The sequence below is a fragment of the Eubacteriaceae bacterium ES3 genome (genome assembly GCA_030586155.1).
GTDB lineage: Bacteria > Bacillota > Clostridia > Eubacteriales > Eubacteriaceae > Acetobacterium.
This window is the reverse complement of the sequence record CP130741.1, coordinates 2789556-2815262: the sequence shown is the minus strand read 5'-3', so window position 1 is coordinate 2815262 and position 25707 is coordinate 2789556. Positions and strand designations below refer to the sequence as shown.

At 41.3% G+C, this 25707-nt stretch carries 27 protein-coding genes; 25 read left to right on the top strand and 2 right to left on the bottom strand.

Going from position 1 to position 25707, the window contains the following annotated elements; genetic code table 11:
• Positions 1-87: 87 nt before the first annotated feature.
• Together Q5O24_13055 and Q5O24_13050 are read right to left on the bottom strand one after the other, a co-directional pair.
• On the bottom strand, positions 88-1446 hold the full coding sequence (locus Q5O24_13055) for a PFL family protein (protein ID WKY47275.1): 1359 nt from the start codon (positions 1444-1446) through the stop codon (positions 88-90).
• 9 nt (positions 1447-1455) lie between these two features.
• Positions 1456-1725 carry an ACT domain-containing protein gene (locus Q5O24_13050; protein WKY47274.1) on the bottom strand — a complete coding sequence of 90 codons (270 nt, stop codon included), beginning with the start codon at positions 1723-1725 and terminating at the stop codon, positions 1456-1458.
• Positions 1726-2048: 323 nt separating this feature from the next.
• Here Q5O24_13050 and mraZ point away from each other — a divergent pair, with 323 nt between their 5' ends.
• The 25 genes from mraZ (at position 2049) to Q5O24_12925 (ending at position 25707) form a co-directional block, all read left to right on the top strand.
• Positions 2049-2480, top strand: coding sequence for a division/cell wall cluster transcriptional repressor MraZ (gene mraZ / locus Q5O24_13045; protein WKY47273.1), 432 nt, complete (start codon positions 2049-2051; stop codon positions 2478-2480).
• 2 nt (positions 2481-2482) lie between these two features.
• Positions 2483-3430 carry a 16S rRNA (cytosine(1402)-N(4))-methyltransferase RsmH gene (rsmH, locus tag Q5O24_13040; GenBank protein WKY47272.1) on the top strand — a complete coding sequence of 316 codons (948 nt, stop codon included), beginning with the start codon at positions 2483-2485 and terminating at the stop codon, positions 3428-3430.
• A 13-nt stretch (positions 3431-3443) separates the two neighbouring features.
• The gene (locus Q5O24_13035; protein WKY47271.1) at positions 3444-3821 is read left to right on the top strand and encodes a hypothetical protein; all 378 of its coding nucleotides are present in this window, start codon (positions 3444-3446) and stop codon (positions 3819-3821) included.
• Positions 3822-3872: 51 nt separating this feature from the next.
• Positions 3873-6281, top strand: a complete 2409-nt coding sequence (locus Q5O24_13030; GenBank protein ID WKY47270.1) for a penicillin-binding transpeptidase domain-containing protein — start codon at positions 3873-3875, stop codon at positions 6279-6281.
• A 151-nt stretch (positions 6282-6432) separates the two neighbouring features.
• Positions 6433-7803 carry a UDP-N-acetylmuramoyl-tripeptide--D-alanyl-D-alanine ligase gene (gene murF, locus Q5O24_13025; protein WKY47269.1) on the top strand — a complete coding sequence of 457 codons (1371 nt, stop codon included), beginning with the start codon at positions 6433-6435 and terminating at the stop codon, positions 7801-7803.
• Position 7804: 1 nt separating this feature from the next.
• Positions 7805-8776, top strand: a complete 972-nt coding sequence (mraY, locus tag Q5O24_13020) for a phospho-N-acetylmuramoyl-pentapeptide-transferase (GenBank protein WKY47268.1) — start codon at positions 7805-7807, stop codon at positions 8774-8776.
• A gap of 17 nt (positions 8777-8793) precedes the next feature.
• Positions 8794-10158, top strand: coding sequence for a UDP-N-acetylmuramoyl-L-alanine--D-glutamate ligase (gene murD / locus Q5O24_13015; protein ID WKY47267.1), 1365 nt, complete (start codon positions 8794-8796; stop codon positions 10156-10158).
• An 8-nt stretch (positions 10159-10166) separates the two neighbouring features.
• A complete protein-coding gene (gene ftsW / locus Q5O24_13010) occupies positions 10167-11261 on the top strand; it encodes a putative lipid II flippase FtsW (GenBank protein WKY47266.1) in 1095 nt (364 codons plus the stop codon).
• A gap of 9 nt (positions 11262-11270) precedes the next feature.
• The gene (gene murG / locus Q5O24_13005) at positions 11271-12377 is read left to right on the top strand and encodes an undecaprenyldiphospho-muramoylpentapeptide beta-N-acetylglucosaminyltransferase (GenBank protein WKY47265.1); all 1107 of its coding nucleotides are present in this window, start codon (positions 11271-11273) and stop codon (positions 12375-12377) included.
• Entirely contained in the window at positions 12374-13303 is a 930-nt protein-coding gene (locus Q5O24_13000) for an FtsQ-type POTRA domain-containing protein (protein WKY47264.1), read from the top strand. The genes murG and Q5O24_13000 overlap by 4 nt, the downstream gene beginning before the upstream one ends.
• A gap of 270 nt (positions 13304-13573) precedes the next feature.
• A complete protein-coding gene (gene ftsZ / locus Q5O24_12995; GenBank protein WKY47263.1) occupies positions 13574-14635 on the top strand; it encodes a cell division protein FtsZ in 1062 nt (353 codons plus the stop codon).
• Positions 14636-14640: 5 nt separating this feature from the next.
• Complete coding sequence (gene nrdR / locus Q5O24_12990; GenBank protein WKY47262.1) at positions 14641-15114, top strand: transcriptional regulator NrdR; 474 nt, start codon at positions 14641-14643, stop codon at positions 15112-15114.
• Positions 15111-15656 carry an NUDIX hydrolase gene (locus Q5O24_12985; GenBank protein WKY47261.1) on the top strand — a complete coding sequence of 182 codons (546 nt, stop codon included), beginning with the start codon at positions 15111-15113 and terminating at the stop codon, positions 15654-15656. The genes nrdR and Q5O24_12985 overlap by 4 nt, the downstream gene beginning before the upstream one ends.
• A 195-nt stretch (positions 15657-15851) precedes the next feature.
• Positions 15852-16493 carry a site-2 protease family protein gene (locus Q5O24_12980; protein WKY47260.1) on the top strand — a complete coding sequence of 214 codons (642 nt, stop codon included), beginning with the start codon at positions 15852-15854 and terminating at the stop codon, positions 16491-16493.
• 1 nt (position 16494) lies between these two features.
• A complete protein-coding gene (locus Q5O24_12975; protein ID WKY47259.1) occupies positions 16495-17217 on the top strand; it encodes a segregation/condensation protein A in 723 nt (240 codons plus the stop codon).
• Complete coding sequence (gene scpB, locus Q5O24_12970; protein ID WKY47258.1) at positions 17217-17822, top strand: SMC-Scp complex subunit ScpB; 606 nt, start codon at positions 17217-17219, stop codon at positions 17820-17822. The genes Q5O24_12975 and scpB overlap by 1 nt, the downstream gene beginning before the upstream one ends.
• A complete protein-coding gene (locus tag Q5O24_12965; GenBank protein ID WKY47257.1) occupies positions 17819-18529 on the top strand; it encodes a pseudouridine synthase in 711 nt (236 codons plus the stop codon). The genes scpB and Q5O24_12965 overlap by 4 nt, the downstream gene beginning before the upstream one ends.
• A complete protein-coding gene (locus tag Q5O24_12960) occupies positions 18523-18921 on the top strand; it encodes a hypothetical protein (GenBank protein WKY47256.1) in 399 nt (132 codons plus the stop codon). Before Q5O24_12965 ends, Q5O24_12960 begins: the two co-directional genes overlap by 7 nt.
• Positions 18911-19492 carry a class I SAM-dependent methyltransferase gene (locus Q5O24_12955; protein WKY47255.1) on the top strand — a complete coding sequence of 194 codons (582 nt, stop codon included), beginning with the start codon at positions 18911-18913 and terminating at the stop codon, positions 19490-19492. Before Q5O24_12960 ends, Q5O24_12955 begins: the two co-directional genes overlap by 11 nt.
• Complete coding sequence (locus tag Q5O24_12950) at positions 19489-20409, top strand: MurR/RpiR family transcriptional regulator (protein WKY47254.1); 921 nt, start codon at positions 19489-19491, stop codon at positions 20407-20409. The genes Q5O24_12955 and Q5O24_12950 overlap by 4 nt, the downstream gene beginning before the upstream one ends.
• Positions 20402-21622 carry an NAD(P)/FAD-dependent oxidoreductase gene (locus tag Q5O24_12945; protein WKY47253.1) on the top strand — a complete coding sequence of 407 codons (1221 nt, stop codon included), beginning with the start codon at positions 20402-20404 and terminating at the stop codon, positions 21620-21622. Before Q5O24_12950 ends, Q5O24_12945 begins: the two co-directional genes overlap by 8 nt.
• Before the next feature lie 12 nt (positions 21623-21634).
• Complete coding sequence (gene cmk, locus Q5O24_12940) at positions 21635-22288, top strand: (d)CMP kinase (protein ID WKY47252.1); 654 nt, start codon at positions 21635-21637, stop codon at positions 22286-22288.
• On the top strand, positions 22285-22860 hold the full coding sequence (locus tag Q5O24_12935) for a lysophospholipid acyltransferase family protein (protein WKY47251.1): 576 nt from the start codon (positions 22285-22287) through the stop codon (positions 22858-22860). Before cmk ends, Q5O24_12935 begins: the two co-directional genes overlap by 4 nt.
• 8 nt (positions 22861-22868) lie before the next feature.
• Complete coding sequence (locus tag Q5O24_12930) at positions 22869-25082, top strand: bifunctional 4-hydroxy-3-methylbut-2-enyl diphosphate reductase/30S ribosomal protein S1 (protein WKY47250.1); 2214 nt, start codon at positions 22869-22871, stop codon at positions 25080-25082.
• A gap of 217 nt (positions 25083-25299) precedes the next feature.
• A complete protein-coding gene (locus tag Q5O24_12925; GenBank protein WKY47249.1) occupies positions 25300-25707 on the top strand; it encodes an Rrf2 family transcriptional regulator in 408 nt (135 codons plus the stop codon).

The following is a 25707-nucleotide window of genomic DNA, read 5'->3' as shown; positions in this document are numbered from 1 at the left end:
CCGGTTGGTCGGTGGGGCAGGCCCACTGACCAACTGGTGTTGGTATGAAAATACTGGTTGTAATCTGGAAAAGGTCAGGTAAAATTGCTAGTTTTTAAAACTGTGAATCGGGGCTGGAATCTGTCCGCCGCGATTGATAAAGACTGAACTGTCGTGGGGGTTGACCGGCATGATAGGAGCTCGACCAAGAAGCCCGCCAAATTCAGCAGAGTCGCCCACTGTTTTACCGTGTACTGGAATAATTCGCACGCCGGTAGTTTTATTGTTGATTACACCGATTGCAGCTTCATCAGCAATAATGGCAGAAATAGTAGAAGCTGGAGTGTCGCCGGGAATAGCGACCATATCGATACCAACTGAGCAGACGCTGGTCATTGCTTCCAGTTTATCAAAAGAAAGTGCGCCAACTTCGACGGCCTCGATCATTCCTTCATCTTCACTGACCGGGATAAAAGCACCGCTAAATCCACCGACTGAGGTAGAAGCCATAATGCCACCCTTTTTAACAGCATCGTTAAGCATTGCCAGAGCGGCTGTGGTACCGTGAGTTCCACAGTGGGCCAGTCCCATTTCTTCGAGGATTCGAGCCACACTATCGCCAATTTCTGGTGTAGGAGCCAGTGAGAGATCAAGAATTCCGAAAGGAACCCCTAATCGTTCGGCTACAGTCGTTCCCACCAGGTGACCGGCACGGGTGATTTTGAAAGCAGTTTTCTTAATAATTTCAGCCATTTCGCCAAAAGAGGCATCCTGAGCCTTTTCCAGGGCCCGTTTTACAACTCCTGGACCGCTGACGCCGACATTTAAGACAGATTCAGCTTCGGTAATACCGTGAAAAGCACCAGCCATAAAAGGGTTGTCATCTACCGCATTAGCGAAGGCAACAAATTTGGCACATCCGATAGAATCGGCATCACGGGTCAGATAGGCAGTCTGTTTAATTAACTCGCCCAGCTGTTTGACGGCATCCATATTAATGCCGGTCTTTGAAGAACCCAGATTAACAGATGAACAGACATGTTCAGTGCAGGCTAAGGCTTCAGGGATAGAATTAAAAAGGATTTGATCACCCTTGGTAAAACCTTTGGGAACCAGTGCTGAGAAGCCACCGATAAAGTTTACGCCCACTTCTTTAGCAGCTCGGTCTAAAGTTTTAGCATATTCGACATAAGAGTTGTCATCACTGGCACCGGCAATCAGTGAGATCGGGGTGACAGAGATTCGTTTGTTGACGATTGGAATTCCCAGTTCGGTTTCAATGCGTTCACCTTCACTGACTAGATTCTTGGCCAGGCCGGTAATTTTATCATAAATTTTCTGCCGGCTTTTTTCGCCTGAAGAATCGACGCAGTCGAGCAAGGAAATCCCCATGGTGATGGTACGAATATCCAGTTTCTCTTTTTCGATCATCCGGACGGTTTCGAGGACGTTTTTAAATACTGTCATCTTCCCCCCCTAAATCTTGTGCATGGCATTGAACAGATCTTCGTGCTGAATACGGATGGACATGCCAATTTCTTCTCCGCATTGTTCCAGAGAACTCTTCAGATCGTTGAAATGAATGTTCATGTTACTTAAATCAACCAGCATAATCATGGTGAAAAAATCATTCATGATGGTCTGGCTAATATCTTCGATATTTACTTCATGTTTGGCCAATATTTCAGAAACCCGGTAAATAATGCCGGTGCGGTCTTTTCCAATAACCGTTAAAACTGCTCTCATTTAAATTACTCCTTAATGTTCATTGTGCTAATAGTTTAAACCAAAATCAGAAACTGCACAAGTAAAAGCTGTGGTTAAAGACCGTCAGGAGAAAAAATCTTATCAATAATAAGGCATGAGGGTAAAATAACAGCAGCTTTAGTGAAAACTTGTTCATAGAATACAAAGATTGTTGGAGTTTGTTTAAAAAAAGTAACAGAATTTTTACAAATTATCCTGATTATTTTTACTTAAGCAGGAGGCTCATATCTTGTAGAGGGTGGTGGACTGTGGTATAATGTGGAGCATAATGGAAGAGAAAGAGTGAAAGGGGGGAATTGCGAATGTTTTTTGGAGAACATATACATAATATCGATGATAAAGGACGACTAATTATTCCTTCTAAGTTCAGAGAGTCTCTGGGTGGACAATTTGTTCTTACCAAAGGTCTGGACTGTTGCCTTTTTGTTTTTTCCATGGCTGAATGGGAGGATTTTGAAGGTAAACTTAAATCCTTACCAGTTTCAGATAAAAACGCCCGTGCTTTTACCCGCTTTTTCTTTGCCGGTGCGGCGGATTGTGAATTAGATCGACAGGGGCGGGCGACCATTCCGGCATCACTCAGAAAGTATGCTAAAATATCCCGGGAAGTTACCATTATTGGAGTATCCAATCGGTTGGAAATCTGGGATAGTCAGTGCTGGGAAAGCTATAACGAATCGGAGGATCTGAATTATGAAGAAATTGCCGGAAATATGGCAATGCTTGGGATATAGTTATGACTGAAGCGATGTCACATTTTTCAGTACTCTATGAAGAGAGCCTTGAGGCCTTAAATATAAATCCTGATGGGATTTATGTGGATTGCACACTTGGCGGCGGCGGACATTCCAGCGGCATCTGCCAGCGACTTAGTGAAGAGGGCTTACTGGTCGGAATCGATCAGGATGATTTTGCGCTGTCCTATGCCCAGGAACGGCTTAATGATTTTAAATGTCAAAGACAGTTTGTCAAAAGTAATTTTGCCAGTTTAACTGAGATTTTAGAGGGCCTCCATCTCTCTGAAGTCGATGGTATTCTATATGACCTCGGGGTTTCATCATTTCAATTGGATGATGATACCCGAGGCTTTTCCTATCATAGGGAGGGGCCTCTTGATATGCGAATGGATCAGAGTGGGTCACTTTTGGCCAGTCAGGTAGTTAATACTTATTCATACGATCAACTAGTCAGGATTTTAAGGGTTTACGGTGAAGAGCGTTTTGCTCCTTATATAGTTCGGGCAATCATAAAAGCCAGAGAGAAAAAACCACTAGAGACAACAACTGAGCTCAGTGAGATTGTCAAAAACGCTTACCCGCCGAAAGAGCGGTTCAAAGAGAAACATCCTTCCCGAAAAACCTTTCAGGCGATCCGCCTGGAAGTGAACGGAGAACTTAAAATATTGGAAGATGCCCTGCAGCAGGGTATTAATGCGTTAAAACCAGGGGGCAGAATCTGTGTGATCACTTTTCATTCCCTTGAGGACCGCATTGTTAAACAATTATTCAGAGAACAGGCAAATCCGTGTACCTGTCCGCCTGATTTTCCTCAGTGTGTCTGTGGGAAAACGGCATCATTGAAGCTGGTGACGCGAAAACCTATTCTTCCAGGCAACTCTGAACTGACCCAAAATAATCGTTCCCGTAGTGCAAAACTACGTATTGCTGAAAAATTAGGGTTGTAAAAAGGAGTGCAAAATGTCAAATATCAGAAATAAAAACAAACCTAAAGGCGAGAAAAAGCTGACCATGTCATCCTTTGTGATGATGGGAGCCATTATTGCCTTTTTTCTTATGTCCGGACTTTTATTTCAGCATTCGAGAATCAATGAAATCAATACCGAGATCAGAGAACTACAGGAAACACTGAATTCTGCTATTCAGGCTAATGACAGTACTGAGGGGCAGCTGGTAACCAACATGGATCTCCAGGCCATTGAGGCTGAAGCCCGAGGTTACGGGATGGTTGAGCCGGTTCAGGATCAGTATCGCCGGGAAATCGTCAATCCCGTTGAAGAGCAGACTGCTCAGACGGAGACAGAAGTTGTGATAGAATGGCTACAGAGTTTATTTTAAGGTTAGATCAAATGATGCTCGGTATAATAGTGCAAAAACGGGAGAACGTGCGTGAGTAATATAAAAAAAAGGCCAAGGGAGATTAGACCTGAGGCGAAACAGAATAAAATATTGGGAGCTATGGCAGTTTTATCAGTCTGTCTTTTGATTGTCATTGGGAATCTTTTCTATCTTCAGATCGTCAGTTCTGAGGGAAAGTATGAACGTCAGGTGGACCAACTGGTGGAAGAGGTAGCCATCAAAGCTTCTCGAGGGGATATTTACGATCGCAACGGAAATGTCCTGGCAAAGGATTCGTCAGCAACTGCCCTTAATATCATCCCCTATCAGGTAGAAGAACCAGAACAGCTGGCAAAGACCCTGGCTGACAATCTGGGGCTTGAATACACAGAAGTTTTAGAGAAACTTTCATCTTTAGAGGATGATATCGTCGAGGTTAAAAGCGGAATCAGCAGTGCCCTTGAAGTGGTAGTGATGGGGCATAATTTTGATGGTGTAGAAGTGATTGACGGAACACTTTATGTGGTGCCGGATGAAATTTTAGATCCGGCTGTTGTGGCGGCCGCGCTTGCTAACGATCTGGAATATGATTATGAATCGATTTATGATGCAGCTACCAGAAAGGAGAATCAACCACTTCTGATTAAAAGTAAGGTAGACAATTCCTTGGCTTTGGCAATAAAGAATTCAGAAGCGATTTATGATGAGGATGGCGACATAGAAAGTTATAATGGGGTTGAGCTTCTGGATGATTATCGCCGTTATTATACCAACGGAAATTTTGCCTCATATATATTAGGTTTTACCGGCTCTGATTATACCGGTCTTTATGGGGTTGAGGCAACCTATGATGATGTCTTAAGCGGTGAAGATGGGGTTGTTTATTACCAGAAAGACGCGGATGGAAATCAGATAGCCTCTCAGACTAAAATATTAAAAGAGCCGGTTCAGGGGGAAGATATTACCCTGACCGTTGATTCAAATATTCAGCTGATTGCTGAAAAGGCGGTGGAAGCAGCGGCTGCGACCTGGCAGACAACAACGGTAACAGCTATCATTATGGATACAGATACGGGAGAAGTATTGGCCATGGCGACAACGCCTGATTATAATTTAAATGATCCTTATACACTGGATCCCAATTTTTTGGCGGCAAACAAAGAAGAGTTGGAAGACATGACGGAGGATGAACAGCTTTTGGAAATGTACCAGAATCCGGGGGTCAGTTTTATCTACGAACCGGGATCAACCTTCAAGGCCATTACCGGCGCAGCGGCCCTGGAAGAGGGTGTGGTGACGCCAGATACTACTGTGTACGATCCTGGGTATATTCAAATCGGTGAAGCGGTGATCCATTGTGCGACTGGCCCCCATTACACCGAAACGGTATCCGATGCCATTGCAACTTCGTGTAACCCGGGTCTGGTTCAGATTATTGAAAAATTAGATCCGGATGTATTCTATCAGTACGTTTACAATTTTGGCTTTGGAAAAACTACCGGGATTGAATTAACCGGTGAAGAAGCTGGTATTATCAATCGTCTTTCAACCGAAAACGGTGGGATTAATGAGGTTGATTATGCGACCTTTTCCTTTGGACAGGGTTTGGCAACTACTCCGATTCAGATGATTACGGCACTTAACAGTGTTGTTAATGATGGTTATTATGTGGAACCAACAATCATTTCGGCAGCTACAAAAGGTGAAGAAGCTGATTCACCTAAACAGATTATTTCCACAGAAACTTCATCGGCCATGCGTGAAATTATGCGAAAAGTGGTTCTGTATGATTCAAGTATGACGGCGCTTTCTGAAGGTTACTCAATTGGTGGAAAAACCGGAACCGCCGAAAAATTTATTGACGGAGAATATTCATCAACTAAATATGTTACTTCTTTTTATTGCTTTGCACCAGTGGAGGATCCGCAGTATTCAGTGTATGTCGTCCTTGATGAACCTAAAGCTGGGGCATACGGATCAACCAGTGCGGCGCCAACAGCTATTAGTTTAATGAAACAGGTGCTTGATTATAATTCCGCGGCATCTTCAGTAGATATGGGGGAAACCCAGGAGATTCAGACAGGAGCGGTAACGGTTCCGGATCTGGTTGGTCAGGAGCTTGAGTTTGCGGCTTCTATTTTAGCTGAAAAAGGTATTCCCTATACAATTGATGAAACGACATCAGGCAGTGTCATTGCAGCTCAGAGCCTTGCTAATGGAACAGTCTATGACGGAAGTCAGGAATTGGTGCTGGCCCTCACCGATGTCAATCTGGAAGAAGTTCAAACTGTGGTTGTGCCGGACCTGAAAGGTCTTTCCATTCAAAGTGCCAATGAACTTTTAACTGGCCTTGGTTTGAATATAAAAATATCTGGCAGCGGTTTTGCCAGCAGTCAGACACCTGCGGCAACGACAGTTGTGGAAAAGGGTAGTGATGTGACAGTTTTCTTTTCAAATTGATAAGCGGTTATAAATAATCCGATGATAAAAAATATTGATGCCGGCTGGATTTTTCAGTCGGCATTGATTTGGGCTAAAGGTGCAGATAAGCTTTAAATTTATTTAAAACTTTGGTATAATGACAGGATGTTTTTGAAAGTGTGGTAATATATTGAAAAGTTATAGTTTTACGGAAATTATGGAAATTTCCAGTGGGCGACTGATAAAGGGTAGCCTGGAAGGCAGTGTCGATGCTGTTACGATAGATAGTCGCAAATGCGATGAAAATTCTTTGTACATTCCGATAGTAGGAGACAACAATAACGGTCATGACTTTATAGCTTCGGCCGGAAAAAACGGGGCAAAAATCACCCTGACACAGGAAGTAAATCGGGAATTTCCCGAACAGATGACAGTTATTTTGGTGGAGTCGACGTTTAAAGCGCTTCAAATACTATCAAAGTATAATCGAAACCGCTATGACATACCGGTAATTGCGATCACTGGTTCCAGCGGAAAAACAACGACCAAAGATCTGCTTGCTTCTGTTTTAGGACAAAAGTTTAAAACTTTAAAGACGCAGGGGAACTTTAATAATGAATATGGGATTCCCCAGACTCTTTTACAGCTGGATGAAAGCCACCAAATGGCAGTGATTGAAATGGGAATGGATCATCTTGGCGATATTGAAAAGTCAATTGGACTTGTGAGACCTGATATTAGTGTGATTACAAATGTGGGTTTGACCCATATCGAAATATTAAAAACGCGAGAGAATATTTTTCGAGCAAAAAAAGAAATTCTGACAACGCTGGGTGCAAAAGATATTGCTTTGGTAAATGGCGATGATGATTGCTTGAAGACCCTGGCGGATGAAAAACATCCATATTGCCTTAAGTCCTTTGGAATGACAGAAGATTCCGACCTGTATGTCAGTTGCTGGCAGGCAGATGCTGCCGGACTGCAAATGAAAATGGTATCAGATGAAGAGTCTGAAACCTATACTTTTAAGATACCCGGGGAGCATAATGTATATAATTGCTTAGTTGCGGTATTTCTGGGCAAACATTTTGGGTTGTCAAAAGCAGAGATTCAGGCAGGTTTAGATGCCTTTGAACCCAGTGCCAACCGGATGGACATTTTTGAATTCCAGGAAATGATGGTGATCAATGACTCCTATAATGCCAATCCAGATGCAATGAGAGGCGCTCTGGATGTTCTGGACACCTATAGCGGCGGTCGTAAAAGACGGGTTGCGGTATTGGGTGATATGCTGGAAATGGGTGAATATGGTCCGCCAGAGCATCTTAAGATTGGCCAGTATGCCCGTGATAAGGCTGATATCCTGATTACGGTGGGTGATCTGAGTCAGAAGATAGCCGAAGGTTTTAATCATCAGGGAATGGCCTATCATTTTAATAAGGTCGAGGATGCAATTGAGCCTTTTCTAAAGCTGATTAAAAAAGATGATGTGATTCTGATCAAGGCATCCAGGGGAATTCACCTGGAACGGCTGGTCGTTGCGATAAAAGAAGGGAAGTAAGATGGAAGAGGCGATAAAATCGGGTTTAGTGGGGTTGTTATTAAGTTTTGTATTGGTGTTTTTCTTGACTCCTTGGATCATACCACTGTTGAAACGCTTGAAATTTGGACAGGCGATTAGAGAAGAAGGACCTCAAAGCCATCTGGCAAAATCCGGGACTCCGACCATGGGTGGTATCGTCATTGTTATAGGAATTGTTATTACGGTACTGGTCTTTGCTTTGATTGCTGGACAGTTTGAAATTTTACCGGTAGCCATGGTTTTGTATTTTGGATTAGTGGGTTTTATTGATGACTATATCAAAGTCGTTAAAAAACATAATCTTGGTTTGCGGGCCTGGCAGAAACTCGTTCTGCAGTTTATGGGGGCGCTGGGTTTTTCTGTCTTTGCTTATCTGAGCCCGGACATTGGAACAGACATGCTTATTCCCTTTACCGGAACGCTTGTTGATATGGGTGTTTTAGCGGTACCCTTTACTTTTTTTGCGATTGTAGCCGTAGTTAATGCAGTTAATCTGACTGATGGTCTGGATGGACTGGCCTCGGGTGTAACGCTGATTGTTTCAATATTTTTCTTTGTCGCGGCAGGAATGGCGGCACAAAGCGGGTCTTCAATTTTTATCGGCAGTGTGATGGGTGCTTTGATGGGATTTTTAAGGTATAATTCCAATCCGGCTGATATATTTATGGGAGATACTGGCTCGATGGCTTTAGGCGGAGCTGTTATTGGCATGTCTATTGTTATGCAGATGCAGTGGTTTGTCCTGATAGCCGGAGCACTTTTCGTGATCGAAGCCTTATCTGTGGTTATCCAGGTGTCTTACTTTAAAATGACAAAGGGGAAGCGTTTTTTTAAGATGGCTCCCATTCATCATCATTTTGAATTAAAGGGATGGAGTGAAACCAGGGTCGTTACCGTATTTTGGATGGTAACGGGTTTGTTCGTGACAATTGCCTTTATAGCCTTTATCTAAGTTAGGAGATTTAAACGATGCATAAAAAAATTCTGATAATTGGAGCCGCCAGAAGCGGTGTGGCAGTAGCAAAACTCCTGCTTGAGCGAAATGAGGCAGTTATTTTAGGTGATACCAGAACAGAAGCTGCAGTGGTTGAGGCTTTCCCACAGATTAATACATTCCGTGAGAATCCTCTGTTCGAATCAATTTTTGGGGGACAGCCAGATATAAAAGTACTTGAATCAGTTAAGGAAATTATTATTTCACCTGGAGTGCCTTTAACCATTCCTGTTATTAAGGAAGCCAGAGCTAAAAACATTGTTGTGACGGGTGAGGTGGAATTGGCCCATCGACTTACCGAGACTCCATTTCTGGCAATTACTGGAACCAATGGAAAGACCACAACAACTACTCTACTGGGCGAGATTTTCAAGGCTACAGATAAAAAAACCTTTGTGGTCGGTAATATTGGTGATCCAATTTCCAACTACATCCTGGCAGCAGCGAAAGGCGATGTTTTTGTTACCGAGATCAGCAGTTTTCAGCTTGAAACCATTAATGATTTTCGGCCAGCAGCAGCAGCTATTTTAAATATTACGCCTGATCATCTGGATCGACATTTGACCATGGAGAATTACATTAAAGCAAAAGGACGGATTTTTGAAAACCAGACATCAGATAATTTGCTGGTTTTGAATGCGGATGATGAGCTGGTGAAAAAACTTGGTGAACAGGCGGTTTCAAAGAAAATCTGGTTCAGCTATAAAAAAATGCAGGAGCCAGGTGTTTTTTGCGAACAGGGACTGATTTACATCAATGATGAAACGGGTACCCGTGAAGTCATGAAGGAAAAGGAACTGGGCATTATTGGTCCGCATAATACCATGAATGCTATGGCAGCCTTAGCGATGGCATATTTTCAGGGTGTAGATCTGGATATAATAGTAGCGGTTTTAAAACGCTTCAAAGGCGTTTCCCACCGGTTGGAGTTTGTCGCTGAATACGATGGGGTAACCTATATCAATGATTCCAAGGGAACCAATACCAGTGCAACGATCACTGCTATCAATGCTTTTGATGGACCGATTATCCTGCTGGCAGGTGGTTATGATAAAAAAGAAGATTATTCGGAATTGATGGAGCTGATTAAAAAGCGGGTTAAAAAGCTCCTTGTACTGGGAGCTACAGCAGATGATCTGATTCATTCGGCTGATAATGCAGAATACGAACAAGTGCAAAAGGTTGCTGATTACAGCGAGGCCGTAGCAACGGCAAAAGCTTTATCAGAACCGGGAGATACTGTGCTCTTATCTCCTGCATGTGCAAGCTGGGATATGTTTGAGAATTTTGAAATTCGTGGGGAAACCTTTAAGCAGCTTGTCAGGGAAGTAAATAACTGAGGTGAAATATGAAACCTGGGAAAATTGATCGGGCCTTTATCATCACACTGATGATTATTGCCGGTATTGGCGTGATCATGGTCTTTAGTGCCAGTATGTATTCAGCTACCTACAGTGGAGAAAAGGGTTATACTCTTTTTCTTAGACAGCTGATATTTGTCGTACTCGGGGTAGTTTTAATGCTTGTCATGAGCCGAATCGACTACCGGATTTATAAAAAATATTCTAAAACAGCAATGATTGTTGCCGCTTTTTTGCTGGCAATTGTTCTGATACCCGGGATTGGTCTCAAGGTTAATGATGCCAGACGATGGCTTAATCTGGGATTTACCACTTTCCAGCCTTCAGAATTTGCAAAAGTTGCCGGAATTCTGTACTTTTCAACACTGATCGCAGATGAACCGCGGTTAATGCGAAACCCAAAATCGTTTTTCCAAAAATTTATCCTGCCAATGGGAGTAATTTGTGGTTTAACGGCAATCGAACCTTCGCTGAGTGCGGCTATGGCTATTGCGCTGGGGATGTGCGGTGTTCTGTATTTTGGTGGGATGCGGTTGCGTCAGTTTATGCCCTATATGGGGATGGGGGTTCTCGCAATTATTGGTCTAATGATTTTGGAACCCTGGCGATTGGACCGTTTCAACGTGTTTTTGGGTAAAGGCGGTTATGACTATCAGATCACCCAGTCGCTTTTAGCGATCAGCACGGGAGGAATTTTTGGAAAAGGTTTGGGGAATGGTAAGCAAAAATTTTTGTTTTTACCTGAGCTTCAGAACGATTTTATCTTTTCCAATATCGCTGAAGAATTTGGCTTTATCGGTTGTATATTGGTATTGGGGCTTTTTGCATTTCTGATTTTTCGGGGCTTTAAAATTGCTCAGAAGGCACCAGATACTTTTGGGTATCTCTATGTCAGTGCTGTAATGCTGCTGCTGGCCTTCCAGGTATTAATTAACATCGGTGTAGCTTCAGCGGTTATTCCGGTAACAGGAATGGCGCTTCCGTTTATCAGTGCCGGCGGCTCGTCGATGATCGTGCTATTTGGGATGATGGGGCCGATTCTGAATATATCGCGCTATGTGGAGACGGATCTGAAAAAGTAGGAGGTTTCAATGAAAATATTAATTGCAGCGGGTGGTACTGGCGGACATATTTATCCGGGACTGGCTATAGCCGAAAAAATTAAATCCAGAAACAGTGAGGCTGAAATTATTTTTATCGGATCTCATGTAGGGATGGAAAAGAATATTGTTCCCCAGGCCGGATATCCGATTGAATATCTTCGAGCCCGTGGCTTTGAAAAGGGATTTTCATTTGAGACTATTGCAGCGGTCAAAGGTATTTTTGACGCGCTTTCAGATGCCAGAAGGGTGCTGAAAAAATATCAGCCTGACCTGGTAATCGGGACAGGGGGCTTTACGGCTGCCGCCCTGCTGTATGTAGCGACCCAAAAGCGTATTCCCACTCTGATTCATGAACAGAATGCCTATCCAGGCAGAGCCAATCGGATGCTGGGAAAAAAGGTTGACCGGGTTGCGATCAGCTTTAAGGAGGCGCAGGCTTATTTTCCTGTCGGTAAAACTGTACTATGTGGGAATCCGGTTCGGCCGGAATATATTGGCTCTGACCGTAATAGCTTGAGAAACAATCTGGGATTGAACGAGAATAGCCAAATGATTTTGATAATGGGTGGAAGTCAGGGGGCTGCTTCAATTAATCTGGCAGCTCTGGATCTGATGGAAGCTGTCAAGACACAAAATAATGTATATATTTATCATCTGACGGGAAAAGAACAGATTGAAGAAATCATGCAGGAAGTTGAAAACAGAGGTCTGAGACAGTCAAAAAACCTGGTTATTCAGGCATATCACCAAAAGCTCTATAATCTCCTTGGTGCTGCTGATCTGGTAATCAGTCGAGCAGGTGCCATGTCGGTGGCAGAAATTGCGGTCGTTGGCGTTGCTTCGATCCTGGTGCCTTATCCATTGGCTGCTGGCAATCATCAGGAGTTCAATGCCAAAGTCTTAACCGAATGTGGAGCTGGAATTCTAATTAATGATGAAAAACTATCAGGTGCATGGCTGGTTGAAAATGTAAAAGATTTACTGGAACATCCGCAAAAACTTGCAAAAATGAGGATTAAGACCAGAGAAAAGGGCATTCCTGATGCGGGCGATCGGATCTACGAAGAACTTTTAAAGCTCATGGAGAGATCATGAAAAAAAGAAAAAGTAGTCGAAAGAACACAAAGCCGGAAAACAAGCCTCAAACGACGGAAAATCTGGAAGACATATTGTCGAAACCGGAGAAGGGTCAGAAAAAGACGGTGAAAAATCAAAAGAAACCTCAGCAGTCTAAAACCCTAAGCCGGGAAGAGCGACGGAAGCAAAAACGTAAAGAACTTAAATCGCGAAAAAGAAAACGAATTGCCAGATGGCTTATGACAATCATCACTATACTTGTCGTCTTGGGGCTGATAGGGTTTGGGTTTGTTCAGGCTATGCGGCTGGGCGTTTTTGATATTGCTGAAATTGAGGTCGTTGGCAATGAAATAGTTGATACAGATGCCGTTGTTAATGCGTCGGGAATTAATCTGGGTGATAGTATTTTTTTCGTGGATTTGAATCAGGCTAATTACAATATTAATGAAATTATGGGTTTAGATGAATTGGAAATATCAAAAATATTCCCCAATAAAATTCTGATCAGAATGGTCGAAAAAGATCCTATCGGGGTAATAAATTTTGACGACAAGCTGTATTATCTTGATCGGGACGGTAATCTTATTGAAAACAGCGAATATCTGAGAAAAACCGATATTCCAATTATTTATGGGGTTGGCACGGTTACAGCAGATTCTATTGGGAGAAGTGTAGAAGTTGATCCATACTGGCGGTTTAATATAGTTTTGCGTATTTTGAATGAACTTGACAGTCAGGGGTATTTATCGAAAATTTCTGAGATTAGGATTACAACTGATAATACCTATGAAATCCTGACTAAGAGCGGGACGGTTTTCATAGTTTGGGATTATAGCAATTATCAGGAGAATGAGGCTTATATCTATACGAATCTCGATAAGAATACAAGTAACATGAGCATTAATCTGACGACTGGCAATCAGCCCATCGTTAAAGCCAGATAAAAGTTAAGAAAGAACTCAGAAATAATAAAGTATTTTTATGTATAATCCTTTAGATAAATTTTATTAATTTTCGATTCAACAGTTGAAAAATTTGCAATTACAGGTTAATATAATGGAGTGAAGCTTTTTTTAAGATTTCAACAGCTAGAAAGAGACTGAGGTGTATAATCCGCTCTTTCGTTCAATGATTTAAGAGGCGAAACCACGAAAGATGACAATATAATAATGAAGAAGCTAATATAATGCTGTTAGTGATGAGGAGGATAAAAAGTGTTTGAATTAGATGGAAATTATGATAATTTCGCAAAAATTCGAGTTGTAGGAGTCGGTGGCGGCGGAAACAATGCGATTAACCGGATGATCGAAGCGGGAATGAAAGGTGTTGATTTCATTGCCGTGAATACGGATAAGCAAGCGTTGGCTTTGGCCTTAGCTGAAAAGAAACTGCAGATCGGAGAAAAAATCACCCAGGGTCTTGGTTCTGGAGGTAATCCGGAAATTGGACAAAAAGCAGCTGAAGAAAGCAAGGACGCTGTAGCTGACATGATTAAAGACACAGACCTTCTGTTTTTGACAGCTGGAATGGGTGGTGGTACTGGTTCTGGTGCTGCTCCGATTATTGCCCGAATTGCTAAAGATATGGGCATTTTGACTATTGGTGTAGTTACTAAGCCCTTTTCTTTTGAAGGCCGGGTGCGGATGCGAAATGCGCAGATTGCCAGTGAATTTTTACAGGAAAATGTAGATTCGCTAGTGACGATTCCCAATGACCGTTTGCTTAGAATGGCTGATAAATCGACATCTCTTAAAGACGCCTTTAAACTGGCTGATGATGTACTGTTACAAGGGGTGAAAAGTATTTCCGACCTGATTGCCATGCCTGGTTTAATCAGTCTGGACTTTGCCGATGTAAAAACGATTATGAAAGATACTGGGCTTGCGCATATGGGTGTTGGTACTGCATCTGGCGATAACCGTGCCGAAGAAGCTGCAAAACAGGCTATTTTAAGTCCGCTACTGGAAACTCAGATCGACGGTGCTACTGGAGTCCTCTTGAATATTACGGCTGGCGAAGATCTGTCACTGTTTGAAGTGGATAAAGCGGCCAGCATTGCACGTGAAGCTTCTGATCCTGATGCCAACGTTATTTTTGGCGCAACTATTGACGAATCACTGGGTGATGAAATTAAGATCACAGTAATTGCAACCGGATTCTTATCAGGCGGAGAAAAAGAGAAAAAAGCTGCGATTAAAAAAGTTGTGAAAACTGCCAATACGCCAGAACAGGCCGGTGAATTTTCAATTCCGGATTTCTTAACACGAGAAGATTAATATAAATGAAATGTCCTTTTTGCGCCCATGACGAAAGTCGGGTTGTCGATTCCCGTCCCAGTGACGAAGGAGCGATGATTCGTCGCAGACGTGAATGTCTTTCCTGCCGAAAGCGCTTTACCACCTACGAACGAGTCGAAATGGTTCCCTTGATGGTAGTGAAGAAAAACGGTCAACGAACACCCTTTGATAAAAATAAGGTGCTCAATGGTATGGTAAAAGCTTGCGAAAAACGACCGGTTCCTTTGGATGTTATCCGAGATTTTGTGGATGACCTGGAAAGAAACCTTTATCAGAGTGAAACGAAAGAGATCACCTCGCATTATATTGGTGAACGGGTGATGGAAGCTCTAAAAAAAATGGATGAAGTTGCATATGTTCGTTTTGCTTCTGTTTATCGACAATTCAAAGATGTCGATTCTTTTATGGACGAGTTAAATCGTCTGCGTCAGGAAAAAGAGTCGGAGGAAAGGTCATGAAACAGTTTGAAGAAATAACAAAAACAGAGTCGATTTTTAGAGGTCGAATTCTTGATCTCAGCGTGCATGATGTGCGTTTGCCTGACGGGAATACCGCAAAGCGGGAAGTAGTTTCCCACCACGGTGCCGTAGCTTTACTGCCAATAGTCAAAGGTTCCATTTATTTTGTCAGGCAGTATCGGATTGCAGCCGGAAAAATTATGACTGAAATCCCGGCAGGCCTTCTTGAAGATGGAGAAGATCCCTATGATGCAGCAATTCGTGAATGTCGTGAAGAAATTGGCCTTCGTCCACTTGAACTTTTCAAATTAGGTGAATTTATGCCTACCCCAGGCTATTGTACGGAGAAGATCAGCTTATTTGCGGCAACCAGTTTTGTGGAGGATCCCTTAAAAGAAGATCCTGATGAATTTCTAAAACTGCTACGAATTCCAATTAGGACTGCTCGGGCTTTGTTTTTAAATGGCCAGTTTACTGACGGAAAGACAACTGCGGCGCTGGGTTATTATTTTACAGCTAAAAGCATCAGCCGAAAAGGTTAATAATTTTCAACGGAAAAAGATGATTTATTTCGATGCCGGGCATTTAAATGAATCATCTTTTTGATTGAGTAAAGCTTTATGACAAGTCCGAAATGGTAGTCATCAAGGCCAAGGAGAGTAAATTTATGAATAAAATAGAATCATTTATGGAAGAAAGACAAGTAAATAGAGACAGTAAACGAAGGTGGTGTCAAAATGTTTAATTTTTCAGCAGACTATTTTTTGAGTCTCTTGCTGAGTATGCCGGGAATTCTTCTGGCGATTTCCTTTCATGAGATGGCTCATGGTTTTGCAGCCGATGCAATGGGAGATCCAACTCCTAAACTTGCTGGCAGGTTAACCGTTAATCCATTAAAACACATCGATCCGCTGGGTCTTTTATCGATGGTTTTGTTTCGTTTTGGTTGGGCAAAACCTGTCCCGGTAAATCCACTGAATTTTAAAGATCGCAAAAAGGGGATGATCATTGTCGCCTTATCAGGAATTTTGACCAATCTTTTACTTGGATTTCTGGGTATGGCGACCTATTTACTGGTCGTCCCCCTGCAGAATGATATATTAATGACTATTTTATATTATATTTATATTTACAATATTGTCTTTGCGGTATTTAATCTGTTACCTATTCCTCCTCTAGATGGATCTAAAGTGCTTCTGGTATTTTTGCCTAATAAGGCTTTACCGACCTTTTATGAGTTTCAGAAGTATGGGATGTTTATTATTCTAGGTCTGGCAATTACAGGTTTACTTAGTATGATTATTAATCCTGTAATCAACGGAATAGCTAGTTTATATTCGTTTATGCTTTCACCGCTTTTTATGTTGATTTGGTCTTAAAATGAGTGTTGATGTTAATTTAAATGGATTTGAAGGACCATTAGATCTTCTGATTCATTTGATTCAGAAGAATAAGATCAATATATGTGAAATCTCTATCTCAGAGATTACTGGTCAGTATCTGAAACAGATGAAAGAATGGCAGGAAATGGACCTGGAGATTGCTAGTGAATTTGTTTTAATGGCGTCAAGACTATTGGAAATTAAGGCTAAAGCCCTGCTGCCCAAGACGAAGACCGAAGAAGAACCCGAAGACCTTGAAAAGAAGCTGGTTCGCCAGTTAATGGAATATAAAATATTCAAGGAAATTAGTGCTTACCTGAAAGAACGTGAAGAGTATGAACTAATGGCTATATACAAAGATCCTGAATATCTGCCAGTAAAGAGTCAGCCGATTGATCTGTCGATTGACCCCTTTGCGTTAGCCGAAGCCTTAAAAAAAGTACTGATCAAAAAGGAAGCTGTATCGGATACTTCAATTAAAGAACAGGAAATTGCCAAGGAGATTTACAGTATTGAAGATAAAATTGTGGAAATTACGCAAGTGTTAAGAGAAGCAGGAGACAAAGGATTGAGTTTCACTGACCTGTTGCGTCCGGAAATCTGTCGAGAAGAAGTAGTGGTGATTTTGTTATCGCTATTGGAGATGGTGAAATTCAAGGGTATCAGATTGTTCCAGGAAAGGTTGTTTTTTGATATTTCGATCCATGAGGAGGCGTGTTAATGGATAGTGATGAACTGGCGGGAATCTTAGAGGGGATATTATTTGGAGCGGGTGATGCAGTTTCATTAAGCAGTCTTGTTAAAGTCCTTGAAGTACCGGCGGCAGATATTCGTTTTGCGATGGAGGTTTTACGACAGGATTATCGCTCAAAAGCCAGAGGAATCCGCCTTATCGAGGTCAAAGAGACTTTTCAGTTGTCAACTAAACCGGAACTGCACCAACAGATTCAACAGATTATGGGTCAGGAACAGAAAAATGGGATTTCCCGGGCCGCCATGGAAACCCTGGCAATTATTGCCTATCGGCAGCCGATAACCAGGCAGGTAATTGATGAAATCCGTGGTGTTGCCTCCAGTAAGGCAATCCAAAGACTTCTTGATCAACAGCTGATTTGTGAAAGTGGACGGCTGGAAGCACCAGGCAGGCCCTATCTTTACAAAACAACTAACGAGTTTTTAAAAGCAATGGGTTTTAAGGATTTAAAGGAGATGCCGGATTATGAGACCTTCTCCGAGGGGCAACAGCAGATATTTAGCTTTGACGAAGCCAATGAAGTCAAAGCTATGCCTGGATCAGATGAGTTTGTTGAGGGAGAAACTAAATGAGACTGCAAAAATATATGGCAGCCTGCGGTGTTGCTTCGAGAAGAAAGTCTGAAAACCTGATACTTGATGGTCGTGTAAAAGTAAATGGCCAGCTTGTGAACGAGTTGGGCAGTCAGATTGATCCTTTTATCGATAAGATTGAAGTGGACGGTCGCATTTTAGAAAAGCCAGGTCTGGTCTACCTGTTTCTTAACAAGCCTAAAGGGGTTGTAACAACGGTTAAGGATACTCATGACAGACCCTGTGTAATGGATTTGTTTCCCCAAATACCTGGCCTGCATCCGGTGGGACGACTTGATATGGATACAGAGGGGCTGTTGCTCTTAACGAACGATGGTGAGCTGACCTTTTTACTGACCCATCCTAAACATGAGTTTACAAAAACATATCAGGGCTGGGTAGAGGGATGTCCATCGGAACGAGCCTTACAGGAGTTTGCAAAAGGGATGCAAATCGAAAATTATCAGACATCGCCAGCGAAAATTCGGATATTGGCTTCTCAAAAAGGCAGAACCTTACTTGAAATGATTATTCATGAAGGAAAGAAACGGCAGATTCGAAAAATGTGTCAGGCCATGGGGACACCGATAATCAGTCTAAAGAGAACGGCTATCGGAAAACTTGAGCTTGGTACACTAAAAAGCGGTGAGAGTCGAAGGCTCAAAGAAGAAGAAGTGAATTACTTGAAGGAGATAAATAAATGGTAAAAATTGGCTTTCCCCGGGAATTTGATAAAATTAGCTTTCTTTTTCCCGAAAAAGAAAAACAAAAAGACCTTTATATTGCGGCTGAAGATACTGAAACGGATGAAGTTTTAGGGGCAATCCGTTTTTATTATGATGACGCTCAGGTTAGCATTTATGAAATTAAAATGCCTTGTCAGAGTGAAAACCGTCTTTCAGTTCTTGATGGAATCGTACGAACGCTTTTTTATAAGATGGCTGAGATGGAATTCAAAAAAGCTCTGGTAAAACCATCGGGAAATGTGTTTGACGAATACTTTTTAGGACATAAATTTATTAAAGGCTTAGATGGACTGGTAAACGAGGATTTTCCGGCAGAGTTTTTCAAACCATGTGAGGGGTGCCGTGGTCAATAATTCGCTGCGAATTACCGATCTTGTCTGGAGATTTCTGGAACCGGTTATTTGCACTGGCGATAAGGTCTTGGATGCGACTGCCGGGAATGGCAATGATACACTAGGCTTAGCCCGTGCAGTAGGGGAAACTGGAAAAGTATTTGCGTTTGATATTCAGAAATCAGCTATTGATAAGACGCAGCTGCTTTTAGAACAAAATGAATTAAGACATCGGGTAAGGTTGATTCAGGCAGAACATAGTAACTTTGACAAATATCTGGAAGATGATGGAGTCAACAGTATAAAAGCAGTGACGATCAATTTGGGTTATTTGCCAGGTGGTACGCAGGAAGTAGTAACTAAAACTGAAACGACCATGGTGCTTTTAAACAAATGTCTGTGCTTTCTTGAAGCAGGTGGCTTGATGACGGTTTGTCTTTATCCAGGTCATCCCGAAGGACAAAAGGAAACGGCAACGGTACTTGACTGGGCGAGAAATCTCGAAAAACCCTTTGTTTCACACCATTTTCAGACTCTGAATCGAAATCACCCACCGACCCTTTTAATCGTTCAAAAAATGGGGGTTATATGAAAGAAGCAGAAGTAAATCGTAATGAAAATCGAGATACTTTATCCTATATCAGAAAAATATATCAGCAGCTTAGCAAGAGTCATAAGCGGATTGCGGACTTTATTCTTGAGTATTATGAAAAGGTTCCAGAAATGTCTGCCATTAAAGTGGCTAATGAGGTGAATGTCAGCGAAGCGACGGTAGGCCGTTTTTCGGTTGCGATTGGCTATGAAGGGTATCCGGAATTTCGCCGGGCGTTAAAGAATGAAATCAATAGGAAACTGACAACACTGGAAAGAATCGAGCAATCCATTAAACTTGAAGAAAAAGAAAAAGCCTTCCAGGAGACGGTTCAGAATGTCTTGAAAACCGATATGCGAAATATTAATTCGACATTCGAAGAATTTGACTATGATCTATTTACTGAGTGTATTGATTTGATTTTAGCAGCCAGAAAGGTTATTATCATCGGCTTTCGAACAACCACCCTACTAACGGAACATCTGGGTTATTATCTTAATCTAATCCTTGATAATGTCAGGGTTGTTAATTATGGGGTTTCGGATATCTATGAGCACCTGATTCATGTAAATGAAGAAGATCTGGTGATTGCTATCAGTTTTCCGCGATACGCTCAGAAAACTTATGAAGCGGTTGAATTTCTTGAAGCAAAAGGGGTACAAATCATTACGATTTCCGATAGTAATACTGCACCAATAAATGATTTTACCAGATATCGGCTAATTGCCAAAAGCAACGTCTATTCATTTGTGGATTCGCTGGTAGCTCCCTTATCGCTGATCAATGCATTGGTTATTTCTGTTGGACTTCGAAATATTAGCAGAACAAAAGAAGCTTTTAATGAACTGGAAACAATCTGGAAAGATCATTATATTTATACTGATGAAGAAGTGAGTCAGAAGGAGAAAGATGAGTAAGATAGGAATTGTTGGTGGTGGTCCGGCGGGGATGATGGCGGCTGTTATTGCGGCAGAGGCTGGACATCAGGTGGATTTATACGATCAGAATGAGAAGTTGGGGAAGAAACTTTATATTACCGGCAAAGGGCGATGTAATTTAACTAATGCCTGTGATGCTGAGCAATTTTTGAAGATGATTATAAGTAATCCGCGTTTTATGTATTCTGCCCTAAACAGGTTTAATAATCAGGATTTTATGGCTTTTATGGAAGATGCCGGGGTCGCTTTGAAAATTGAAAGGGGAGATCGGGTATTTCCGGCTTCAGACAAATCAAGTGACGTAATCAAAGGGTTTGCAAAAAAACTTGAAAGAAATAAAGTAGAGGTTTTTTTAAATCAGAAAGTCACGGGTCTTAGAATTGAAGATGGCAGCATATTGGGACTTGAATTGAACAGCAAGACAAGTAAATGTTATGATGCTATAATTCTGGCAACGGGGGGGAAATCATATCCTTCGACGGGATCCGACGGAGCTTTTTTCGAAATTCTAAGCCAGGCGGGTCATACTGTTACGCCATTAAGACCGGCGCTGGTACCAATGAATACTCGTGAACAGTGGCCTAAAAGCCTTCAGGGCTTGTCGCTTAAAAATGTCGAATTGACTCTTCTGGAAAGAAGAAAAAAGATTAGCAGTGATCTGGGAGAAATGCTGTTTACACATTTTGGCGTTTCCGGTCCCCTTGTTTTATCGATGAGTTCTCTGATGAGAAAAGAGCCTGCTGACTATTCTTTGAATTTGGATTTGAAACCTGGTCTTAGTGAAGAACAGCTGGATAAAAGAATCAGTCGTGATTTTTTAAAGTATCAGAATCGGGATTTTTCCAATAGTCTAAATGATTTATTGCCAGCAAAAATGATTCCGGTAATAACTCAGATGTCAGGGATAAATCCGAATCAGAAAACTAATCAGATTACCAGAGAAAATCGACAAAATCTGGCTAAACTTATGAAAAACCTTGAAATAAGAGTGGAATCTCTTCGCGGTTTTAAGGAGGCTGTAATTACAGCAGGTGGGATATCTGTTAAAGAAGTCAATCCCAGCACCATGGAATCCAAGCTGATAAAAGGACTGTATTTAGCTGGTGAAATGCTTGATATTGATGCCTTTACCGGTGGATTTAATATTCAATTAGCTGTTTCAACGGGATTTCTGGCCGGACAAAATGTTTAATGGAGGAAAAGAATGCAAATAGCCATTGACGGCCCGGCAGGGGCGGGAAAAAGTACCATCGCCAAAAAACTGGCTGAAGTTTATGGAATCACCTATTTGGATACAGGAGCTATGTATCGGTGTGTTGCTCATTGTGTCCTGAAAGAATTGGGAGACTGTTTTTCAGATGAGGAAGAGATTATTCGCATTGCCTTGAATTCAGTTATTGAATTCAAGGCAGAACGGGTGTTTTGTAATGGGGAGGATGTTACCTTATTGATTAGAACTCCTTTGGTATCAAGACATACATCAGATGTGGCTAAAATATCAGCGGTCCGAAATATCATGGTAAAGCAGCAACAGGCTTATGCAAAAAAGACATCAGTTGTAATGGATGGTCGGGATATTGGGTCGGTAGTACTCCCTGATGCCCAGTTTAAATTTTATCTTGATGCTGATGTAACAGAGCGGGCAAATCGCCGGCATAAGGAAATGACTGGTAAAGATATGGAGAAAAGTCTGGAGCAGATAAAAACAGAAATTGAAATCCGTGATGAAAATGATAAAAATCGGGAAGTTGCACCTCTTTGCAAAGTTGAGGATGCTGTTTTAATAGATACGACTGGTCATAGTATTGACGAAGTGGTTGCAATGCTCTGTAAGGTGATTGATGGAGCGGATTTATGATTTATAGTATTTGTCGGGTTATCGTTTATTTTATTAATTTGTTGATTTTTAATTTTAAAATCCGTGGGAAAGAAAACATTCCCAAGACAGGCAGCGCACTAATATGTCCTAATCATGTGAGTATATATGATCCGTGTGTCATTGCGTCTATAACGCCACGTTATATTCACTTTATGGCCAAAGCTGAGTTGTTTAAAAACCCCTTTTTAAGATGGCTGTTGACGCACCTGTATGCCTTTCCGGTTAATCGGGGAAATGTAGGGATGGAAACCATTAAGACTTCCTTAAAGGTTCTGCGTGAACAGGAATTGCTGGGTATTTTTCCGGAAGGCACCCGAGTGAAGGAGGGGGAAAGGATTCCTCCGGCATCGGGATTTGTGGTTTTTGCACTGAAAACTAAGTCGCCGATCATTCCCGTTCGAATTGTTGGTAAGTATGGATTTCGCCGGAAAATTGAAATTGTTGTAGGAGAACCTATATACCTGACAGAATACTATGGGAAAAAACATTCTGAAGAAGAATTAAAAAAAATAAGTGAAGAAATTATGGATCAGGTTTATGAACTTAAGTAGGATATAAGATGGAAATAATTGTTTCAGAGAAATCAGGATATTGTTTTGGAATTAAAAATGCAATGAAGTTGGTTATGGAAACTCTTCAGGAAAATGATCAAAAAATATATTCGCTGGGACCGGTCAGTCACAATAAACAGGAAATTGAAAGACTTAAAAAAAAAGGCGTCGAAATTATTTCTGAAGATAAAATCGAATCGTTATCTGAAGGTTATGTGATTTTAAGATCTCATGGAGTTAGTAAACAGATAATAGAAAGACTCGAAAAAAAGGGGCTGACAATTGTTAATGCAACTTGCCCATATGTTCGGGCGGTTCAGAAAAAGGTTGAAGAGTATCACCGTCTTGGCTATCAAATTCTGATTGTCGGCGATAAAAATCATCCGGAAGTCATTGGCGCCAACGGCTGGTGTGAAGAGCAAGCTTTAATAATTAATAAAATAAATGAGTTGGAAAAGTTTGAAAACTATGATAAAATATGTATTGTGGCTCAAACCACTATTGTGGAAGCTAAATTCACAGAAATTTGTGAAACAGTAGCTCCAAAAGCCCGTGAAATAGTTATATTTAATACTATTTGTAGTGCCACAGCTGAACGACAGGCAGCTGCGAAAAACACTGCAGAGGAAGTAGAATATATGATCGTAGTTGGAGGATATCACAGTTCAAATACCCAAAAACTGTTTGATATCTGTAAATCCTTCTGCGAAAAAACTTGTCATATAGAAACCATCCGGGATTTAGATATGAATGAGGTTATGCAGTATCAGAGAATAGGCATAACGGCAGGCGCATCAACACCGGATTGGATCGTTAAGGAGGTATTGGAAGGTATGGAAGAGCAAAACAAATTTGCTGAAGAAAATGCAGTCGAAGAAGTTACGAATGCAGAGGTAGAAGTGGAAGCTGGTGAGGCTGTCAAAGACGAGTATGATGATGCTAACTTTGATTTTGCTGCCGAAATAGAAGAGTCATTAAAGACAATTCGACGTGGTGCAGCAGTAGAAGGTGAAGTTATTCATATTGATGAAGATGAAGTTATTTTAAACATCGGATACAAAGCGGACGGAGTCATCAAGAAAAGCGATTTTACCTGGAAAAGTGAAGAATCTTTATCAGAACTTGTAAAAATGAATGATAAGATTTGGTGCATCGTTACTGATTTGAATGAAGGTTCTGGAAATGTTAAACTTTCAAAAATCAAGTATGATAATCGACTGATTCAGGATCAGCTGCGTGATGCTTTTGAAAATAAAACAGTTCTGGAAGGAACAGTAAAAGATATTTCAGGAAATGGCCTGATTGTGGATATTGGATTTACTGATATCTATATGCCGGCTTCACAATATCATGTTCGTTACGTTAAAGATCTAAAAACGCTGATTGGTGAAAAAGTCAAAGGCTTAATCATTGACTATAATCCAAAACGTCGTCGTGCGATTCTTTCGCAGAAAGTAATTCTTGAAAAAGATATTAAAGAAAGACGTGAACAGGCTAAACAGGTCAAGGACAAACGATTTGATGAATTGAATGTTGATGATATCGTAAAAGGTACTGTAAAAACTATTACTAGTTTTGGAATTTTTGTTGATCTTGATGGTATTGATGGATTCGTTCACCGTTCAGATCTGACATGGGAAAAAATTGGCGATCCTAAAGACGCTGTTGAAAAAGGTCAGGAAATCGAAGCCAAAGTTATTGGCAAGAACGATGAAGACAAAAAAATCAAATTAAGCGTAAAAGTTTTAATGCCACGACCATGGGATGCATTTATCAGTGAGTATAAAGTTGATGATGAAGTAGAAGTTACCATCACTAATATCCTTGATTTTGGTGCTTTCGCTCGAATTATTCCAGGTGTAGAAGGTCTGATTCATATTTCTGAAATCAGCTACAGCCGTGTTGAATCGGTTGCTTCAGTATTAAGTGTTGGTGAAACGCTGAAGGTTAAAATCATTGGTATCAATGAAGAAAAAGAAAAAATCAGTTTAAGTAAAAAAGCGACAGAAGAAGCTCCGGAACGTCCGGCTCCTAGAAGAGAACAGAGCAGCAACCGTGGCGAACGTGAAAGAAGTTCAAGTTCTGCACCAAGAGCTCGTAAACCGCGACCACAGGGGAATGAAAACCGTAATACTACTGTATACGAAGAAAATGCTGGCGTAACACTGGGTGATTCATTCGGTGATATGTTTAGTGGATTGTTTGACGATAACGAAGAATAAGATGGTCTGAAGAGTTTGTATTTCAGGTGAACTACAAAATAGCAGTAGTTTGATGATCTGATAAAACAAACTTTAAGATTCAGAAAAAGCCTGTAACAAAGTCATTGAAAATGAACTTTGTCACAGGTTTTATTTTTTTTTGTTGCATTTTTTTTTGAGCGTGATATAATACTATTAAATCCAAGCGGAATACTTGGATTTGAATAGGAGGCTTATTTTGAAATTATCTACAAAAGGACGATATGGAGTGCTGGCTATGGTTGAATTGTCACTGCACTATGGGAAAGGTCCGATATCTATTAAGGAAATAGCAGAAAAACAGAGTTTTTCTGACTCATATATGGAGCAACTGTTCTCGGCTTTAAAAAGAGCTGGTCTGGTTAAAAGTATTCGCGGAGCGAGAGGTGGCTACATCTTGTCGCGTGATCCGGATGAAATTATCATTGGCGATATTATTAGAGCGCTGGAAGGTCCGATTGAGCTGGCAGATTGCATCGCCGGATATAATTGTGAGAAGTCAGCTGAGTGTCTAACCAGAGGATTGTGGACAGACGTTATGGCTAGTATCAGTCAGGTTATCGATAATCGGACTTTACAAGATTTACTGGATGGAAAAGAGGCGTAA

Coding starts and splice junctions, on each gene's coding strand:
- murD (WKY47267.1), top strand. CDS start 8,794: ATGCATAAAAAAATTCTGATAATTGGAGCCGCCAGAAGCGGTGTGGCA.
- mraZ (WKY47273.1), top strand. CDS start 2,049: ATGTTTTTTGGAGAACATATACATAATATCGATGATAAAGGACGACTA.
- Q5O24_12930 (WKY47250.1), top strand. CDS start 22,869: ATGGAAATAATTGTTTCAGAGAAATCAGGATATTGTTTTGGAATTAAA.
- scpB (WKY47258.1), top strand. CDS start 17,217: ATGGATAGTGATGAACTGGCGGGAATCTTAGAGGGGATATTATTTGGA.
- Q5O24_12935 (WKY47251.1), top strand. CDS start 22,285: ATGATTTATAGTATTTGTCGGGTTATCGTTTATTTTATTAATTTGTTG.
- Q5O24_13000 (WKY47264.1), top strand. CDS start 12,374: ATGAAAAAAAGAAAAAGTAGTCGAAAGAACACAAAGCCGGAAAACAAG.
- cmk (WKY47252.1), top strand. CDS start 21,635: ATGCAAATAGCCATTGACGGCCCGGCAGGGGCGGGAAAAAGTACCATC.
- murG (WKY47265.1), top strand. CDS start 11,271: ATGAAAATATTAATTGCAGCGGGTGGTACTGGCGGACATATTTATCCG.
- rsmH (WKY47272.1), top strand. CDS start 2,483: ATGACTGAAGCGATGTCACATTTTTCAGTACTCTATGAAGAGAGCCTT.
- Q5O24_12975 (WKY47259.1), top strand. CDS start 16,495: ATGAGTGTTGATGTTAATTTAAATGGATTTGAAGGACCATTAGATCTT.
- Q5O24_12960 (WKY47256.1), top strand. CDS start 18,523: ATGGTAAAAATTGGCTTTCCCCGGGAATTTGATAAAATTAGCTTTCTT.
- mraY (WKY47268.1), top strand. CDS start 7,805: ATGGAAGAGGCGATAAAATCGGGTTTAGTGGGGTTGTTATTAAGTTTT.
- Q5O24_13035 (WKY47271.1), top strand. CDS start 3,444: ATGTCAAATATCAGAAATAAAAACAAACCTAAAGGCGAGAAAAAGCTG.
- ftsW (WKY47266.1), top strand. CDS start 10,167: ATGAAACCTGGGAAAATTGATCGGGCCTTTATCATCACACTGATGATT.
- Q5O24_12965 (WKY47257.1), top strand. CDS start 17,819: ATGAGACTGCAAAAATATATGGCAGCCTGCGGTGTTGCTTCGAGAAGA.
- Q5O24_12980 (WKY47260.1), top strand. CDS start 15,852: ATGTTTAATTTTTCAGCAGACTATTTTTTGAGTCTCTTGCTGAGTATG.
- Q5O24_12945 (WKY47253.1), top strand. CDS start 20,402: ATGAGTAAGATAGGAATTGTTGGTGGTGGTCCGGCGGGGATGATGGCG.
- Q5O24_13055 (WKY47275.1), bottom strand. CDS start 1,446: ATGACAGTATTTAAAAACGTCCTCGAAACCGTCCGGATGATCGAAAAA.
- Q5O24_12985 (WKY47261.1), top strand. CDS start 15,111: ATGAAACAGTTTGAAGAAATAACAAAAACAGAGTCGATTTTTAGAGGT.
- nrdR (WKY47262.1), top strand. CDS start 14,641: ATGAAATGTCCTTTTTGCGCCCATGACGAAAGTCGGGTTGTCGATTCC.
- Q5O24_12950 (WKY47254.1), top strand. CDS start 19,489: ATGAAAGAAGCAGAAGTAAATCGTAATGAAAATCGAGATACTTTATCC.
- Q5O24_13050 (WKY47274.1), bottom strand. CDS start 1,725: ATGAGAGCAGTTTTAACGGTTATTGGAAAAGACCGCACCGGCATTATT.